Below are 17624 nucleotides of genomic sequence, written 5' to 3'. Positions count from 1 at the left end.
AAATACATTTTAAGATGGCTGATGGATTCCCAATACGGCAGACAATGTCGCACGTTCTTCAGCGGTTAAAGGAACGAGCGGAAGCCTTACCGATCCTACGTCCAGCCCTTTCAGCTGCAGGGCGGTTTTTACCGGAGCGGGGCTTGGTGCCGCGAATAACCCCTGCATGACCGGAAGAAGCTGCTGATGCAGACGGGCCGCTTTGTCAGTATCTTTTACAAAAAATGCCTGGACCATTTCTTGCATTTCATTGCCGATAATATGGGAAGCCACCGATACGACACCAAACCCGCCAATGGAAAGGACAGGCAAAGTAATGCCGTCGTCTCCACTGTAGAGGATGAAATCTTCAGGTGTATTTGCGATGATTTTTGTCATGGCATTCAGGTCGCCGCTGGCTTCCTTCACTGCTACGATATTTGGAATCTCGGATAGGCGGATGATCGTTTCCGGTGAGATATTGACGACAGCCCTGCCCGGAATGTTATAGACCATTACCGGCAGGGTTGTGCTTTCCGCCACCGCCTTGAAATGCTGGTAAAGGCCTTCCTGGTTTGGCTTGTTGTAATAAGGGGCGACCACCATGACAGCATCGACGCCAAGCTGTTCCGCTTTTTTTGTCATTTCAATTGATTCATACGTATTGTTGCTGCCCGTTCCCGCAATGACAGGGATCCTTCCGGCGACTGTTTTGACAGCATGGCTGAACAACGCAAGCTTTTCTTCTTTTGACAATGTTGGGGATTCGCCGGTGGTACCCGCAATGACAAGGGAATCAGTCCCATTTTCGATTAAATGGTTGATTAACTGTGTTGTTTTTGAAAAATCGATATGTCCTTTGTGATCAAAAGGAGTTACCATCGCTGTAGAAACTCTTCCAAAATGAATCATTGTCCTCTTCACCCGTCCTTTGTTTGGTTTGGGCAGGCAAGGCACCTGCCGGCTAATTATGTTCATGTATGTTTACAATCCTTGCAGCCCTTCAATAGTCGGCGGGCTCATTTTCAAGTTGGAATGCGTCGTGAAGGGCATTGACCGCCTTTACGAGGTCGTCCTGTTCTACAAGGACCCAAATGGTTGTATGGCTATCTGCTGACTGGAGAATACGGATGCCCTGGCCGGCAAGCGCTGTTACAATCCTTGCAGTAACCCCCGGAACCCCGGCCATCCCCGCGCCGACAACCGAAACTTTCGCGCAGTTCCTTTCCACAACCGGCTCATGGCCAATCCCATTCAGGACAGAAATCGCCCTGTCAGCGGAATCTTCCGATACTGTGTATACTACCCCGTTTGGAGAAATATTGATAAAATCGACAGAAATTTTCTCATTCGCCATTGCCTTGAAGACTTCGGATTGCAGGTTGTATTGGCCTTCTTTTGCAAACACCTTAATCTGTGTCACATTAGGCACATGGGCAATCCCGGTAACCGGCCGTTCCTTAATATCACTGCCGGCGCTCGTTCTTGCCTGGCTTGTTACGAGTGTACCCGGACCATCCGAATAGGTGGACCGGATGCGCATCGGCACTTTTGCCTGCATTGCGATTTCAACCGCCCGTGGATGGATGACTTTTGCGCCCTGATAAGCCAGATTGCATACTTCTGTGTAGGTGACGACTGGCAATGGCCGAGCATTTTCGGCGATTCGCGGATCGGCCGTCATGATTCCTTCAACATCCGTAAAGATATCAATCCACTCGGCGCCAAGTGCTGCGCCGATTGCCGCGGCAGTTGTGTCGCTTCCTCCCCTGCCAATGGTCGTTACGTCCCCGTTTTGGGCTATACCCTGGAAACCCGCGACAACGACAACATCCGCTTCATTCAATTCTTCAAGCAGCCGCTCGCATTTCATTTCGATGATTTTGGCATTCGTATGGTCATCATTTGTCCGGAAACCAGCCTGTGCTCCATTCAGGGCGGCAGCATTAATACCCGATTCAAGAAGAAGCGATGTAAACACTACGCTGGAGATGATTTCACCGCAGGACATGAGCATATCAATTTCACGCCTGCTGATTTTCCCGATGCTTCCTTCCACTAGGGATAAAAGCGTGTCTGTAGCGTACGGGTCTCCCTTGCGCCCCATGGCCGAAACAACGACGACGACCTTATACCCCTCTGAAAGGGCCTTTTCTATATGGCTTTTGGCATTTTGCCTGCTTTCTTCATTCCTGACGGATGTTCCGCCAAACTTCTGGACAATTAGTTTCATTCAAGCACCCCAAAACTGCTATGTTGTTTTTTACTTTTGTCCAACAACGCCGAGGCGGACAAGGCTTTCCGCGATTTGGACGGAGTTCCAGGCCGCGCCTTTCAGGAGATTGTCTGAAACGACCCACATATGGAAGCCCTTCGTGTTATCCAGATCCCTTCTCACCCTGCCGACAAATACATCCTGTTTCCCTACGCAATCAGCCGGCATAGGATAAACCTGGTTTACGGGATCATCCTGAAGGACAACACCTGGCGCTTCTTTTAAAAGCTCCCTAATATCGTCTGCGCTAACGCCGTCGGATTCAATTTCAAAGTAAAGAGATTCCGAATGGCCTGTCTCGACTGGGAGCCTGACACATGTAGCAGCTACCTGAAGGCTCTGGTCGTGCATGATTTTTTTCGTTTCATTGATCATTTTGAGTTCTTCTAATGTAAAGCCGCTATCATCAAACATATCGATCTGCGGAATTGCATTGAAGGCAATTTGATAATGCCTGTCTGCACTTTTAACCGGAAGTACTTTTGGTTCATATTCCTCACCGGCAAGGATGGCCCGGGTCTCCTCTTTCAATTCCTCAATCGCCGCGGCTCCCGCGCCGGATACAGCCTGATACGTAGAGACAATGATTTTTTTCAGGCCGAATTTCTTTCGAATCGGTTCAAGCGCAACAACCATCTGTATTGTTGAACAGTTCGGATTAGCTATAATTCCTTTATGTGTATGGACATCTTCTTCATTTACTTCGGGAACAACAAGCGGCACTTCCTGGTCCATCCGGAACGCGCTCGTATTGTCGATGACAATGGCCCCACGCTTTGCCGCTTCGGGCGCAAGCTCCTTCGAAACACTGCCGCCCGCGCTGAATAACGCGATATCTATGCCTTCGAAGCTTTCTGGCCTAGCTTCCTCGACCACATATTCCTTCCCATTTACCGTTACAATCTTCCCTGCCGACCGGGATGAGGAAAGCAGGACTAGCTTTTCAATCGGAAAGTTCCTTGTCACAAGTGTTTCAATCATTTGCTGGCCAACAGCGCCAGTTGCACCTACTACAGCCACATTCAATCCAGTTTGACGATCCATTTTCTGTTAACCCCTTCCGTCCAAAAAGCCTCAAATTGATTATTTAAGTGAATGCTATCCTATGATGGAGCCTCCCTTTAAAGAAGATCCATATGTATGAAAGGTATCAGCGGGCTTAGCCCGCCGATAAACTTTCCTACATTTTATCACATTCCCCCGACAATGAAATAATCAATTGCATGGCTGGCTCGAATTGGTTAGTCTTTATCCAGGTATCTCTCCACAAGAACAGGCTGCAATTGGACACCTTCAAGGGCGGATTCCACCGTTTCTTTTAAAAGTCCCATCCTTGCAACCATCGAATTCGGTTTTTTTACCGGGTCGTCCTGCCCGAACGGAATGAAAAAAATATTCTTCGACGACATAAGCCTCATTAGGTTAACACCGTTCAACCCAAGCGCGTCATTCGTTGATATTCCCAGGACGACCGGCTTCTGGTTCCGGAGTGTCGCCTTCGCGGCCATCAATACAGGGGAGTCATTGATCGCATTCGCGAACTTGCTCATCGACGCTCCCGTCAACGGGGCGATGACCATGCAATCCAGGGGTTCCTTCGGGCCGAGCGGTTCGGCTTTAACGATTGAATCTATCGCTGTTTTCCCGGTCAGCTGTTCGATCCTCTCAATCCAATCCTCTCCCTTGCCGAATCTTGTCTCGGTATTCTTTACCGTAAACGTGACAACAGGAACAACCTCCGCGCCGGCGTTAACCAGTTTCTCAATTTCCGGGTAGACGGCATCATATGTGCAATGAGAGCCTGTTAGGCCGAAACCGATTCGTTTCCCTTTAAGATTCATGTCACTTTCCCCTTTCGATTTTTAAAATCCGATTGAAGCAATTGCGTCAGGACGTTCGCCAAAATTTGGCCTGCTGTCTTCGGGGCCACAATTCCAGGCAGCCCCGGCGCAAGAAGTGCCTTAATGCCTCGTTTTTCGGCATAACGGAAATCCGTTCCTCCCGGCTTGGAGGCAAGGTCGATGATCAGCGTATGCGCCGCCATTTTCGAGATGACCGAGGCGGTGACGATTTGGTGCGGTACCGTATTGATGACGATATCCACATCCCTAAGTTCTTTTTCTATATCCGAAAGATGGAAAGGCTCAAGTGCCATTTCCGTAACCCGTGCAAGATGTTCGCTTTTCCTTGCTCCTACTTTCACCTTGGCTCCGAGCGCGGAAAACGCTCTTGCCACACTCATACCGGTCCTTCCGAGACCGAGAACAGCCACTCTCGATCCATGGATTGTGATATCGGTATGCTGGATCGCCATCATGATCGTTCCCTCGACGGTAGGAATCGAGTTGTAAATCGCCACATCATCTCGTTCAAATAGCTGAACAAGCCGCCTTTTGGATTGCTTTGTAATACCAGTCAAATATGGGTTCGTTATTCCGGTATAAACCGTGCATGATTCAGGCGTTTTTGCCAGACTTGCTTCTGTTAAAATAACCTGTTCATTTGAAAAAATCGTTTCAACCTGGCCCTCCAGGCTCGTTCCCGAAACCGGGAGAATTAGCGCATCCATTTCAGATAAGTCCGCTTCGGCGAGTTTTTCCTTTTGCGCACCTGTAAAGGCATGATCCAGTTGCTCGAAACCAATCAGCGATAGTCTTGCATCGAGTTCGGTCAGCTTCCTGATGATTTCGAGCTGCCGGGCATCTCCGCCAATGATGGCTATCTGCATACCTGTCAGCATGAACCCTTCACCTTCTTTATAAGAATCATTCGTTGCCCTGGTCTCCAGGCTACTTATCAGTTTATGAAGGGAAGCGGATTTCTGTGAAAAACAAAGGGGAATGCTGGCTTGTTCAGCTCCAGCTCTTATTTAAAAAAATTGCCATTGGCTAATATGGAGTTTAGCGTTTACATGGACCTGCAACCGACTAAGCGTTTTTATCAAATGAAGCCATGAAAAAATAACCCGGCTGCATTTCAACCGGGTTTGGTTAACATAATGTTATTATTGTTTTTATTTTTGGGATGGGAACATCCAGTCTATTTAGCTGTAAATCATTTTATAAATCTCGTGATTCACCTATTGAAGTTACTCGTCGGCTTCTCCCGGGAAATCAATGATAATCATGTCGGCACCGATTTTTTTGATGTGCTTCCATTGAACCCGGATTTCTTCCCCTTGCTTGCGGAGTCCAAACCATTTAAGGGACGGGATTAGCAATGCCTGGATTTGGCCTGTCTGTTCATTTATCTCAAGATCGGTTTGTCCCAGGACCCCAAGCCGCTCAGCCCGCTTCACATCCACAATTTCCTTTCCGCTTAGCTCGCTTAGCCTCAATTCAATCGCCCCCCTGCTATTCTTTTACTAGTGTATAGCGTAAAGGCGGAAAATAGACTAGCTGAAAATGGGTAACCGCTCTCCCTGGGTGAGGAGTGGATTTAATGACTGGCAGCTGTGTTTCCGTTCTATATCCAAATATGAGGCTTCTTTGGACAAATGTCCTTGGTTTTTTGCATTCTCTGTCCAAACACGAGACATCTTTGGACTCATGTCCCGGAATTTTTGCAATCTCTGTCCAAACATGAGGCTTCTTTGGACAGTGGCCCCCGAATTTTTGCATTCTCTGTCCAAACATGAGGCTTCTTTGGACAGTGGCCCCCGAATTTTTGCAATCTCTGTCCAAACATGAGGCTTCTTTGGACAGTGGCCCCCGAATTTTTGCATTCTCTGTCCAAACATGAGGCTTCTTTGGACAGTGGCCCCCGAATTTTTGCAATCTCTGTCCAAACATGAGGCTTCTTTGGACAGTGGCCCCCGAATTTTTGCATTCTCTGTCCAAACATGAGGCTTCTTTGGACAGTGGCCCCCGAATTTTTGCAATCTCTGTCCAAACATGAGGCTTCTTTGGACAGTGGCCCCCGAATTTTTGCATTCTCTGTCCAAACATGAGGCTTCTTTGGACAGTGGCCCCCGAATTTTTGCAATCTCTGTCCAAACATGAGGCTTCTTTGGACAGTGGCCCCCGAATTTTTGCATTCTCTGTCCAAACATGAGGCTTCTTTGGACAGTGGCCCCCGAATTTTTGCAATCTCTGTCCAAACATGAGGCTTCTTTGGACAGTGGCCCCCGAATTTTTGCATTCTCTGTCCAAACATGAGGCTTCTTTGGACAGTGGCCCCCGAATTTTTGCAATCTCTGTCCAAACATGAGGCTTCTTTGGACAGTGGCCCCCGAATTTTTGCATTCTCTGTCCAAACATGAGGCTTCTTTGGACAGTGGCCCCCGAATTTTTGCAATCTCTGTCCAAACATGAGGCTTCTTTGGACAGTGGCCCCCGAATTTTTGCATTCTCTGTCCAAACATGAGGCTTCTTTGGACAGTGGCCCCCGAATTTTTGCATTCTCTGTCCAACTCCCCACAATACAAAAAGCCATTGCATGAGCAATGGCCGTAAAAAATCAATTATTTCAATTTAGCTGGAAGTTCCCCGTCCGGGCTGATCAAAGCGATTGAGAAGTGGTTTGTGAAAATCGAGTTTGCTAGACGGTCCACGCCCTGTTTCGATACATTGTCGATCAGCTCAACGATTTCATCCAATGAACGGTGATGTTTTAACAGCAATTCGTTTTTCCCGTTCCGGCTCATCCTGCTATTCGTGCTCTCAAGGCTTAACATCAGGCTTCCCTTGAGCTGTTCTTTGCTGTTTGTCAGCTCTTTTTCGGTAATTCCGTCACGCTTCAGCGTATCGAGCGTCTCCTGGATTGTTTCATACAGCAAATTGAGCTGGTTGGCTCCAGTTCCGCCATAAATCGTGACAATCCCGCTGTCCTGATAGGCTGAATGATATGAAAAGACCGAATACGCAAGGCCGCGCTGTTCACGGACATCCTGGAATAGTCGGCTGCTCATGCTTCCGCCAAGGACATTGTTTAACACAATAAGGCTGTAAATATCATCATGGCCAACTTTCAGCCCTTCAAAGCCGATGCAAAGGTGGGCTTGTTCCGTTTCTTTTTTCCTGGAAAGCCTGTTTGCATGAAAATCTGGTTTGTTTTCGCGGATCGTAGGATTGCCGCCTTCGTACGAGCCGAAATGTTTTTCCACCTTCGATATAAATGTGTCAGAAATATTCCCGGCGATCGAGATGACGACATTATCGGGTGTATAATAGTTGTGTATATATTCCTTAAGCTTTTCACCTGTAAAGGTTTCAAGCGTCGATTCCGTTCCAAGGATTGGATAGCCGAGCGGATGGTTTTCATAGACCGCCTTGCTTAAAAGGTCATGGACGATGTCATCCGGCGTGTCATCGTACATTTTGATTTCTTCCAATACTACATTCTTTTCTTTCTTGAGCTCTTCACTGTCAAACGTTGAATTGAAAAACATATCAGAAAGGATTTCAAGCGCGAAATCGGCATGCGCATCAAGCACTTTTGCATAATAGCAGGTGTATTCTTTCGAAGTAAAGGCATTTACCTGGCCGCCGATGCTGTCGAATGATTCTGCGATTTCCCGGGCTGTACGCGTTTTTGTCCCTTTGAAGAACATGTGCTCCAAAAAGTGTGAAATTCCGTTGTTCTCAGGCATTTCATTTCTGGAGCCTGTGCCGATCCAGACTCCGATGGCAACGGACCTGACCGTTGGAATCGTTTCCAGCACAACCCGTACACCATTTTGACAAGTATATTTCTTAATCATCGAATTCCTCCTGTTCTTGGACAACTGCTGCGGCTAGCTCTGAAATCATTTTACATGTTTGGGGCGAATTCTCCAAATTTTAACGGCGATTTCGCAAGCTATTCTAATACTTCTACCCTGCTTTCCGATAGCATATCGGAAACTGTGCCGATTTTCAGTTTTTTTCCTTTTATTGATAAAATTAGACGTTCGAGTGCGAGTGCCGTCGGTTCAGTTGGATGCATAAGGATGATCGAGCCGTTTGAAACTTTCGATGAAACCCTGTTAATGATTGTTTCCGGTTTCGGCTTCTGCCAATCGATCGTATCGACCGTCCACATAATGGTCCGCATCCCCGCTTCTGCGGCAATCACGGCTGTTTCGGGACCCATACTGCCTGCTGGCGGGGCGAACCATCTACATTTGCTGCCGGTTGTCGCTTCTATGACCTCATTCGTTCTCGCTAGCTCGTCGAGAGCCTTCTCTCTGGATATTCGTTTCATATCCGCGTGCGAATAAGAATGGTTGCCGATTTCATGCCCGGCGGAGGCAATCATTTTCGCCAGCTCTGGATTCTTTTTTACCCAATTTCCTTCAAGAAAAAAACTGGCGGACACATTGTGCCTCTTCATGACGGCCAGCATATCAGGCAGGTACTCGTTCCCCCAAGCGACATTGACAGCAAACGAAACCATCGGCTTTGACGGGCTTCCCCTGAAAGTCGGGGCAGGCGGCAATTGGCCAAGATGGACCTTTGGCTTGACTTCCTTATAAACGAGCTTCTTGGGGTCGTATTTCCCCAAAGCCTTCATTTTCCGGTACGAAGCGGGAATGTCGACCTCCAGCCCATTATACCCCGGCATCGCTTTCCAAACTTTATCGATCCGGGCATCTTCAGGCTGGATTCCTTTATTCTTAGCCTCTGCTAAAATTCTCTCATACAAAGGATCACTCTGCTTTGAAACGGCCTGTGCACCGGTTTTAAGCGATTGTATGTATGTCCCGACCAAAGGGCTGTTAACAAATGATAATGAAAGAAAACATGCCACAAGAAATAATCCTAACCGTTTTGCCATTTTTGCTCCCTCCTCCATACAAAAGTATGTTGGCGAAGCATTTGATAGAACAAGCCTCCCCACGGCGAGGCATCAGCATGTCGATGGGGTTATCGGGAGGGAAAACTGGCAGCCGGTATTATTTTAAATGAGAAAAGCCAGGGATGTCCCCTGGCTTCGTTTTCCCATCCATATTTAAGGCAATCAACCCAGCCGCGGAATAATCAGGATGCATTACTTATTTTGTTGATCCGCTTTTTCACGCTGTTCTTTCAGGACGGCTTTCCTTGATAGGTTCACCCTGCCCTGGCGGTCGATTTCAGTTACCTTCACTAGCATCTCATCGCCAATTTTGACGACGTCCTCGACTTTTCCGATCCTTTCTTCAGCAAGCTCGGAAATGTGGACAAGGCCGTCTTTGCCGGCAAATATTTCAACGAAGCAGCCAAACTTCTCAATCCGCTTCACTTTTCCGAGATAATATTCCCCGACCACTACTTCACGGACGATATCTTCAATGATTTTCTTCGCTTTCTGGTTCATTTCTTCATTAGTGGAAGCAATGAATACAGTTCCGTCCTGCTCAATGTCGATTTTTACGCCAGTTTCTTCAATGATTTTATTGATCTGCTTGCCGCTAGGCCCAATGACATCCCTGATTTTGTCCGGATTGATGGTCATTGTCAAAATCTTAGGCGCATACGGCGACAGCTGCTCCCTTGGCTCGGAAATGGTCGCAAGCATCGATTCTAGGATCTGCATCCTTCCTTTTTGCGCCTGTTCCAAAGCTTCCTGGAGAATTTCGCGAGAAAGGCCTTCGATCTTGATGTCCATTTGAAGAGCCGTAACCCCTTTTGACGTGCCGGCAACCTTAAAGTCCATATCGCCAAGGTGGTCTTCCATTCCCTGGATATCGGTCAAAACTGTATAATTTTCACCTGATTTTACAAGGCCCATTGCAATCCCCGCAACTGGTGCCTTAATTGGCACACCTGCATCCATCATCGCCAGTGTGCTTGCGCAGATGCTCGCCTGCGATGTCGAACCATTCGATTCTAATACCTCGGATACGAGTCGGATCGTGTATGGGAAATCCTTTTCAGATGGAATGACAGGCTCAAGCGCTCTTTCGCCTAAAGCACCATGGCCAATTTCCCTTCGGCCAGGGCCTCTGATTGGCCCGGTTTCCCCAACTGAGAAGAGAGGGAAGTTGTAATGGTGCATGAACCGTTTTTCTTCTTCAAGGCCGAGACCATCAAGAATCTGGACATCTCCCATCGCACCAAGCGTACAAACGCTAAGAGCCTGGGTTTGTCCGCGGGTAAACAGACCAGAGCCATGGGTACGCGGCAAAATGCCAACCTGGGAAGACAACGGGCGGATCTCATCCACGCCGCGGCCGTCCGGACGTACCTTTTCTTCAGTAATCAAGCGGCGCACTTCATCCTTGACGAGCTTGTCCAGGATTTGCTTTACCTGCTTGATGTCTTCGTCCGTTGCTTCCTGCTCTACATATTTCGCAAGAACCTGGTCCTTCACTTCTTTGATGGCCGCTTCACGTGCATGCTTTTCCTGGACCTGGATCGCACTTAGCATATCTTTTTCACATAGTTCAAGAACTTCAGCTTTCAAGTCCTGGTCAACCTGATACAGGGAAATTTCGCGTTTTTCCTTGCCGACCGCCTTTACGATCTCATCCTGGAATTCTATAAGGCGCTTGATTTCTTCATGGCCGAACATAATGGCCTCAAGCATGACTTCCTCCGGAACCTCCAAGGCGCCTGCTTCGACCATGTTGATTGCATCCCTTGTTCCGGCTACAGCTAAATGAATATCACTCTTTTCGCCTTGCTCAACCGTTGGGTTGATGACAAACTTGCCATCTACCCGGCCCACGATAACCCCTGCGATTGGGCCTTCAAACGGAATGTCTGAAACGCACAAAGCGAGGGATGAACCAAACATCGCGGCCATATCGGATGGGCAATCCTGGTCTACACTCATGACAATGCTAATAACCTGGACATCATTCCTGAAGCCCTCTGCAAACAAAGGGCGGATCGGGCGGTCAATCAGACGGCTGGCGAGAATAGCCTTTTCACTTGGACGACCTTCGCGTTTGATAAATCCGCCAGGGATTTTTCCAACCGCGTAAAGGCGCTCCTCGTAGTTTACTGTAAGCGGGAAAAAGTCTAAGTTTTTTGGTTCCTTTGAAGCTGTTGCCGTGCTTAGGACGGCTGTATCTCCATAACGGACAAGGGCGGCGCCATTCGCCTGCTTTGCAAGCTGGCCAACCTCAACAGTTAGCTTTCTTCCTGCCCAGTCAATGGAAAACTCTTGTTTCGGTGATTCCATATAGTTATTACCCCTCTTTCCGGCTCATTCGCTTTTGAATATGCCATCAGCACTATTACATTTATTTAATAACAAATCAATGTTAGTATGCTCAAATTTCAGCTGGCTTAAAATATGTATGAATATTGCCACTCTATTTTTACCTAACAAAAAAGCGGGAAAATTCCCGCTTCTTTTGACTATCGACGTAAGCCAAGCTTATTGATTAACTCACGGTAGCGTTGAACGTCCTTGTTGCGAAGGTAAGTCAAAAGGTTACGGCGCTTACCAACCATTTTCAAAAGACCGCGGCGTGAATGGTGGTCTTTCTTGTGAGTGCGCAAATGATCGTTCAGATTGTTAATCGATTCTGTAAGGACAGCGATTTGGACCTCTGCGGATCCAGTATCGTTTTCATGAGTTTTGAACTCATTAATCAGCTCGTTTTTGCGTTCTTGCGTGATTGCCATCCTGTTCACCTCCTAAAATTTCAATCCCCGTTTACTGAGCAAGCGTCGGTGATTTCGACTTGCCAAGCAAAGGTTCTTTTTAATACGTTTATAAGAATACAACGTTTTGGCCCAAAAAGCAAGCATGAACCTTGAATGGAAAGGATTTATTCGTCTTTAATGCCGAAATAATCCATTGCATTCTGCTTGTCTTTCGAAATTTGGGCCACGAGGGCTTCGATGCCTGAAAACTTTTGTTCTTTCCGGAGATACTTGTGCCACTCCACAATCACAGTTTTACCATAGACAACTTCTGAAAAATTGAATATATGGACTTCCACGGAAGGCTTGCCTTCCATATCTTTATTGAATGTCGGCTTGAACCCGCTATTGCAAACACCAAAGTGCCATTCCCCGCCAATATTGATTCGGACCGCGTATACACCCGGAGGAGGAATGATATAGCCTTTTTCCGTCTGGACATTGGCAGTCGGAAACCCTATTGTCCTTCCCCGCTTGTCTCCATGGATGACCACACCTGGTGTCGTGTAATTCCTTCCGAGCAGATCGGCGGCTTCATCCGTCCGCCCTTCGGAAAGCAGCTTCCTGATGCGGGTAGAGCCGATTTTCTCTCCTCCATCACTTAGCTTCCCGACGGTTGTGTGCGTAAATTCCCCTCTTGAATGGAAGGGCAGTGTTTCCATCGTCCCTTTTCCCATCCGTCCGTACGTGTAATCAAAGCCGGCTGAAACATGGACAATATTCAGTCCGATGATATATTGGTCCACAAATTCCTGCGGAGTGAGGTTGGCAAATTCAGGCGTGAAGTCCACGATGTATAAAATATCCACACCCTGGTCTCCGATACGACGAATTTTTTCATTAAGGGGGGTGATATGTTCGATATCCTGCCCGACCTTTCCAAGCACAGCCTTCGGGTGGGGATGGAAAGTCATCACAGCCGTTTTTATCCCCTTTTGTACTGCATACTCCCTAGCATAAGCGATGACGCGTTGGTGCCCGCGATGGACACCATCGAAATACCCAAGCGCAACAGCGGCCATAGGTACCGCATGCCGGTCCAGCTTATGGGGGAATCCGAGATTTATTACTTCCACTATTGGTTCACCTTTCTCGTAAAGCTGCATCTTCGCAGGACTTTCAATGAAGCCGTTGAAGCATACTCTTTAAAGTTCCCTGTCATTTCGAAGCACTTTAACTGGCTTCATGATCCCGGGTTTGTCGGGATGGCGGCTGTAAATGGCCAGAGCCTTGCCGTCCCGGCTTTCCATAACGATAGGGCCGTCCACATCCATGATTTGCTCAGGGATTGGCAGGCGTATACCGTTCTTCACTTTCTCTGCTAATGTATCACTTATCCTGTATTTCGGCAAATGAGAAAGCGCGCTTTCAAGCGGCCGGAGAGCTTTATCGATTTCCCCCTTCTCCATCATTTCCGCAATGTCGGAAAAAGTAAGGCAATCTTCAAGCGAAAAGGATGCGGAACGGGTCCTGACAAGCGAGGACATATGGGCTGGATAGCCGAGGCGCTCGCCAATCATGACGGCAAGGGTTCTGATGTAGGTTCCCTTGCTGCATTCAGCCCTAAATCGAAAGCTGATTTTCTCACCGGCGAATTCTGTCCGGCTGTCCAATAATTCAAGTGAGTATATCTTTACCTTCCTGGCAGGCCTTTCAATTTCCTGGCCATTCCGCGCGTATTCATATAATCTTTTCCCGTTTACCTTAACCGCCGAATACATCGGCGGCACCTGGACGATTTCCCCTGTCAATGATTCGAGGACCGAGAGAATTTCCTCCCTCGAAATCGCACGGCCAACTTGAATTTCCTCGACGATGGCTCCCGACGCATCTTCCGTTTCTGTTGAAACGCCAAGTGTCACTTCGCCCTCATACGCTTTTCCCGCATCTGTTATGTATTCGGCAACCTTGGTCGCCCTTCCTACGCAAATCGGCAAAACTCCTGTAACGTCAGGGTCGAGTGTGCCTGTGTGTCCGACCTTTTTTGTTTTTAAAATTTTTCTCAGCTTAAATACGCAGTCATGAGAAGTTAGCCCGGCAGGTTTAAAAAGCGGTATAATCCCTTCCATCGCCACTGCTCCCTTCAGTTTATCTTCAGTCAGAAAAAAGATGGATAGACATACGTCTACCCATCGTGCCTACTCCTCATCGGTTTGGCCACTTTGCTTTTCTTCATTGTGGATTTTCGTGAGTAGTGTTTCAATCCTGTTCCCATAGTCAATCGACTCATCGAATTCAAATACGATTTCCGGGGTTTTCCTCAGGCGGATTCGGTTGCCGATTTCGGAACGGATGAATCCTTTTGCCTTGGCTAGCCCCTTCAACGTATTTTCCCGTTGTTCCTCATCACCGAGAACAGAAATGTATACCGTTGCCTGCTGAAGGTCGCCCGTTACATGCACATCTGTCACGGTTACGAATCCAATTCGCGGATCCTTGATTTTCCGGCCGATGATTTCGCTCAGCTCTTTTTTCATTTGTTCTCCAACACGGTTTGCTCTATGGCTCATGTCAGTCACCTCTTATTTTAAAGCCACTCTATATCGGTGAGGGTTCTCTCTATTTCTGGAAAGGAATCAATCAGCTTGATAGCATTCTGGATTTCCCTTTCAGCCGGGACCTTTGAGGAGGCGATGGCAGCGACTGCTATCGCGGTCCTTTGCCATGCATCCTGATAGTCCACTTCCGAGACGGAAACATTGTATTTTTGCCTGATGCGGGTAAGAATCCTCTGGAGGACCGCACGTTTCTCTTTAAGGGAACCGGCATCATAAATCATGCACTCGCATCTGGCAATGCCTACAATCATTTCCTTTCCACTTCCTCCATGATAAACGCTTCAATGACATCTCCTTCTTTGACGTCATTGTAGTTCTTGATTGTGATTCCACATTCATAACCTTGTGCGACTTCTTTCGCATCGTCCTTGAAACGCTTCAAAGCGTCAATTGTTCCTTCAAAAATGACGATGCCGTCACGAATGACACGGACACCGCTATCTCGGGTAATCTTGCCATCTGTTACATATGAACCGGCAATTGTCCCAATTTTGGATACTTTGAATGTCTGGCGCACTTCAGCCTGCCCGATAACTTTCTCCTGGAATTCAGGATCAAGCATACCCTTCATGGCTGCTTCAATCTCTTCAATTACTTTGTAAATAATCCTGTGCAGGCGCATATCCACTTTTTCAGCCTCTGCCGCACGTTTAGCATTCGCATCAGGACGGACATTAAATCCAATGACGATAGCATTTGAAGCAGCCGCTAGGGTGATGTCAGATTCATTAATAGCACCGACTCCAGTATGGATGATTCGGATATTGATTCCAGGAACTTCAATTTTCATAAGTGATCCAGCCATTGCTTCGGCAGAACCTTGAGCATCAGCTTTTATAATGATGTTTAAGTCTTTCATTTCCCCTAGTTTTAACTGTTCAAACAGGTTATCCAGGCTTACACGGGATTTTTCACCTCGGGATGCAACCAATGCCTGTGAGGCACGCGATTCCCCGACCTGCCTTGCAGTTTTCTCATCTTCAAAGACAACAAAACGGTCCCCAGCTTGTGGCACATCACTCAGGCCTGTGATTTCAACCGGGGTGGATGGGCCGGCTTCTTTAACACGGCGCCCTTTGTCATTTACCATAGCGCGTACGCGTCCGAACGTATCTCCGACAACAATCGGGTCGCCGACTTTTAGCGTTCCGTTCTGTACAAGCAATGTCGCAACGGAGCCTCGGCCTTTATCAAGCTGGGCCTCGATGACAGTTCCTACTGCTTTTCGGTTCGGATTCGCTTTATATTCTTCCACTTCACCTACGAGAAGGATCATTTCAAGGAGATTATCGATACCCTCCCCGGTCTTCGCTGAAAGGGGAACAAAAATCGTATCTCCGCCCCATGCTTCCGGTACAAGCCCGTGCTCCGTCAATTCCTGCATGACCCTGTCAGGATTGGCGGTCGGTTTATCCATTTTGTTGATTGCGACAATAATCGGAACTTCCGCTGCCTTCGCATGGTTGATTGCCTCGACAGTCTGCGGCATTACGCCATCGTCGGCTGCGACAACAAGGATGGTGATATCCGTGATTTTCGCGCCACGCGCACGCATAGTGGTGAAAGCAGCGTGTCCAGGGGTATCAAGGAAAGTGATCCTTTTGCCGTTTTCTTCTACCTGGTATGCGCCGATATGCTGAGTAATTCCGCCAGCCTCGCCAGCAGTTACCTTCGTATTGCGGATTGAATCAAGTAAGGTAGTCTTTCCGTGGTCGACGTGGCCCATGATGGTAACAACAGACGGACGTTCTTCAAGATCGCCGGATTCATCTTCCGTGAAATAAACCTCAAGATCGGTTGTGTCGATTTTGATTTCTTCTTCCACTTCGACTCCGTACTCGCTTGCAATCAGTTCAATCGCGTCTTTGTCAAGCTCCTGGTTGATCGTCGCCATTACACCGAGAAGGAACAATTTCTTGATAATCTCGGACGGCTCTCTATATAGCTTTTTTGCGAGTTCCGCAACCGTCAGGGATTCCGTGAAAGTAATCTTTTCAGGAAGCTCCCTTTCTTTTTTCACAACTGGAGCCTGCTGTTGCTGTTGAGGCTTCTTGCCAGGCTTATTCCTGTTTTGGCCTTGGTTATGGTTAGGCCTATTAGAAGGTTTCCCTTTATTGAACGCTTTATTTTCTTTTGACCTGAAATCATTTTCCGTTTTTTTACTTTCGCCCGGCTTTTGGCCTGCTGGCTTTCCAGTAGGCCTTTGCTGGCTGCCTGATCCCGCCTGCTGTGGACGGCCTTGCTGTCCACCCTGCGGACGGGTTGATTGGCTGCCTTGCGGACGGCCATCACGGTTCCCCTGAGGGCGTGTTCCCTGGCTTCCTTGTGGTCTGCCATCACGGTTCCCCTGAGGGCGTGTTCCCTGGCTTCCTTGTGGTCTGCCATCACGGTTCCCCTGAGGGCGTGTTCCCTGGCTTCCTTGTGGTCTGCCATCACGGTTCCCCTGAGGGCGTGTTCCCTGGCTTCCTTGTGGTCTGCCATCACGGTTCCCCTGAGGGCGTGTTCCCTGGCTTCCTTGTGGTCTGCCATCACGGTTCCCCTGAGGGCGTGTTCCCTGGCTTCCTTGTGGTCTGCCATCACGGTTCCCCTGAGGGCGTGTTCCCTGGCTTCCTTGTGGTCTGCCATCACGGTTCCCCTGAGGGCGTGTTCCCTGGCTTCCTTGTGGTCTGCCATCACGGTTCCCCTGAGGGCGTGTTCCCTGGCTTCCTTGTGGTCTGCCATCACGGTTCCCCTGAGGGCGTGTTCCCTGGCTTCCTTGTGGTCTGCCATCACGGTTCCCCTGAGGGCGTGTTCCCTGGCTTCCTTGTGGTCTGCCATCACGGTTCCCCTGAGGGCGTGTTCCCTGGCTTCCTTGTGGTCTGCCATCACGGTTCCCCTGAGGGCGTGTTCCCTGGCCGCCTTGAGGACGGGATTGCTGGCTGCCCTGTGGACGGCCTTCGCGGTTTCCTTGTGGACGCTGACCTTGGCTCCCTTGTGGACGGCCTTCGCGGTTCCCCTGAGGGCGTGTTCCCTGGCCGCCTTGAGGACGGGATTGCTGGCTGCCCTGTGGACGGCCTTCTTGGTTTCCTTGTGGGCGGCCTTCCCTGTTTCCTTGTGGACGCGCCTGCTGATTTCCCTGTGGCCGGTTGTCCCGGCTTCCTTGCTGTTGGCGGCCGGATTGGTCGCCCTGTGGCCGTTGCTGCTGCTCCTTGGCATCCTTTTTATTGTAGATGGCTTCCAATTTATTGAAAGCATCTTTTTCAATGGTCGCCA

15 protein-coding genes and 1 pseudogene are annotated in these 17624 nt (G+C 48.6%); all 16 read right to left on the bottom strand.

The window, feature by feature from the left end; translation table 11 throughout:
• Positions 1-9 precede the first annotated feature (9 nt).
• The 16 genes and pseudogenes from dapA to RB160_RS24105 all read right to left on the bottom strand — a co-directional run bounded on the left by dapA (position 10) and on the right by RB160_RS24105 (position 17615).
• Positions 10-891: a 4-hydroxy-tetrahydrodipicolinate synthase gene (gene dapA / locus RB160_RS02055; protein ID WP_316568537.1), complete on the bottom strand. Its 882-nt coding sequence runs from the start codon at positions 889-891 to the stop codon at positions 10-12.
• A 91-nt stretch (positions 892-982) separates the two neighbouring features.
• On the bottom strand, positions 983-2212 hold the full coding sequence (gene dapG / locus RB160_RS02050; protein WP_316568536.1) for an aspartate kinase: 1230 nt from the start codon (positions 2210-2212) through the stop codon (positions 983-985).
• A 30-nt stretch (positions 2213-2242) separates the two neighbouring features.
• Positions 2243-3298, bottom strand: coding sequence for an aspartate-semialdehyde dehydrogenase (asd, locus tag RB160_RS02045; protein ID WP_316568535.1), 1056 nt, complete (start codon positions 3296-3298; stop codon positions 2243-2245).
• 197 nt (positions 3299-3495) lie between these two features.
• Complete coding sequence (gene dpaB, locus RB160_RS02040) at positions 3496-4095, bottom strand: dipicolinate synthase subunit B (protein WP_316568534.1); 600 nt, start codon at positions 4093-4095, stop codon at positions 3496-3498.
• The gene (dpaA, locus tag RB160_RS02035; protein ID WP_316568533.1) at positions 4092-4994 is read right to left on the bottom strand and encodes a dipicolinic acid synthetase subunit A; all 903 of its coding nucleotides are present in this window, start codon (positions 4992-4994) and stop codon (positions 4092-4094) included. The genes dpaB and dpaA overlap by 4 nt, the downstream gene beginning before the upstream one ends.
• Positions 4995-5342: 348 nt before the next feature.
• Positions 5343-5591, bottom strand: coding sequence for a YlmC/YmxH family sporulation protein (locus tag RB160_RS02030; protein WP_316568532.1), 249 nt, complete (start codon positions 5589-5591; stop codon positions 5343-5345).
• Positions 5592-6716: 1125 nt separating this feature from the next.
• Positions 6717-7955: a M16 family metallopeptidase gene (locus RB160_RS02025; RefSeq protein WP_316568531.1), complete on the bottom strand. Its 1239-nt coding sequence runs from the start codon at positions 7953-7955 to the stop codon at positions 6717-6719.
• A gap of 98 nt (positions 7956-8053) precedes the next feature.
• The gene (locus RB160_RS02020) at positions 8054-9028 is read right to left on the bottom strand and encodes a polysaccharide deacetylase family protein (protein ID WP_396954659.1); all 975 of its coding nucleotides are present in this window, start codon (positions 9026-9028) and stop codon (positions 8054-8056) included.
• Between the two features lie 195 nt (positions 9029-9223).
• Positions 9224-11344: a polyribonucleotide nucleotidyltransferase gene (gene pnp / locus RB160_RS02015; protein WP_316568529.1), complete on the bottom strand. Its 2121-nt coding sequence runs from the start codon at positions 11342-11344 to the stop codon at positions 9224-9226.
• Between the two features lie 179 nt (positions 11345-11523).
• A complete protein-coding gene (gene rpsO / locus RB160_RS02010) occupies positions 11524-11793 on the bottom strand; it encodes a 30S ribosomal protein S15 (protein ID WP_053366210.1) in 270 nt (89 codons plus the stop codon).
• A 146-nt stretch (positions 11794-11939) separates the two neighbouring features.
• Positions 11940-12890, bottom strand: coding sequence for a bifunctional riboflavin kinase/FAD synthetase (gene ribF / locus RB160_RS02005; RefSeq protein WP_316568528.1), 951 nt, complete (start codon positions 12888-12890; stop codon positions 11940-11942).
• A gap of 69 nt (positions 12891-12959) precedes the next feature.
• Complete coding sequence (gene truB / locus RB160_RS02000; RefSeq protein ID WP_316568527.1) at positions 12960-13883, bottom strand: tRNA pseudouridine(55) synthase TruB; 924 nt, start codon at positions 13881-13883, stop codon at positions 12960-12962.
• A gap of 69 nt (positions 13884-13952) precedes the next feature.
• Positions 13953-14324 carry a 30S ribosome-binding factor RbfA gene (gene rbfA / locus RB160_RS01995; RefSeq protein ID WP_316568526.1) on the bottom strand — a complete coding sequence of 124 codons (372 nt, stop codon included), beginning with the start codon at positions 14322-14324 and terminating at the stop codon, positions 13953-13955.
• Positions 14325-14341: 17 nt separating this feature from the next.
• Positions 14342-14620: a DUF503 domain-containing protein gene (locus RB160_RS01990; RefSeq protein WP_316569045.1), complete on the bottom strand. Its 279-nt coding sequence runs from the start codon at positions 14618-14620 to the stop codon at positions 14342-14344.
• Positions 14620-16458, bottom strand: a pseudogene (gene infB / locus RB160_RS01985) (translation initiation factor IF-2); the annotation flags it as partial. The pseudogene infB and the gene RB160_RS01990, both read right to left, overlap by 1 nt.
• Positions 16389-17615 carry a hypothetical protein gene (locus RB160_RS24105; RefSeq protein ID WP_483870174.1) on the bottom strand — a complete coding sequence of 409 codons (1227 nt, stop codon included), beginning with the start codon at positions 17613-17615 and terminating at the stop codon, positions 16389-16391. The pseudogene infB and the gene RB160_RS24105, both read right to left, overlap by 70 nt.
• Positions 17616-17624 lie beyond the last annotated feature (9 nt).

The sequence above is a fragment of the Neobacillus sp. YIM B06451 genome (assembly GCF_032667185.1).
In the GTDB taxonomy this organism is placed as follows: domain Bacteria; phylum Bacillota; class Bacilli; order Bacillales; family Cytobacillaceae; genus Bacillus_D.
The sequence above is the reverse complement of the archived record's forward strand: the minus strand, read 5'-3'. Positions and strand labels throughout refer to the sequence as shown.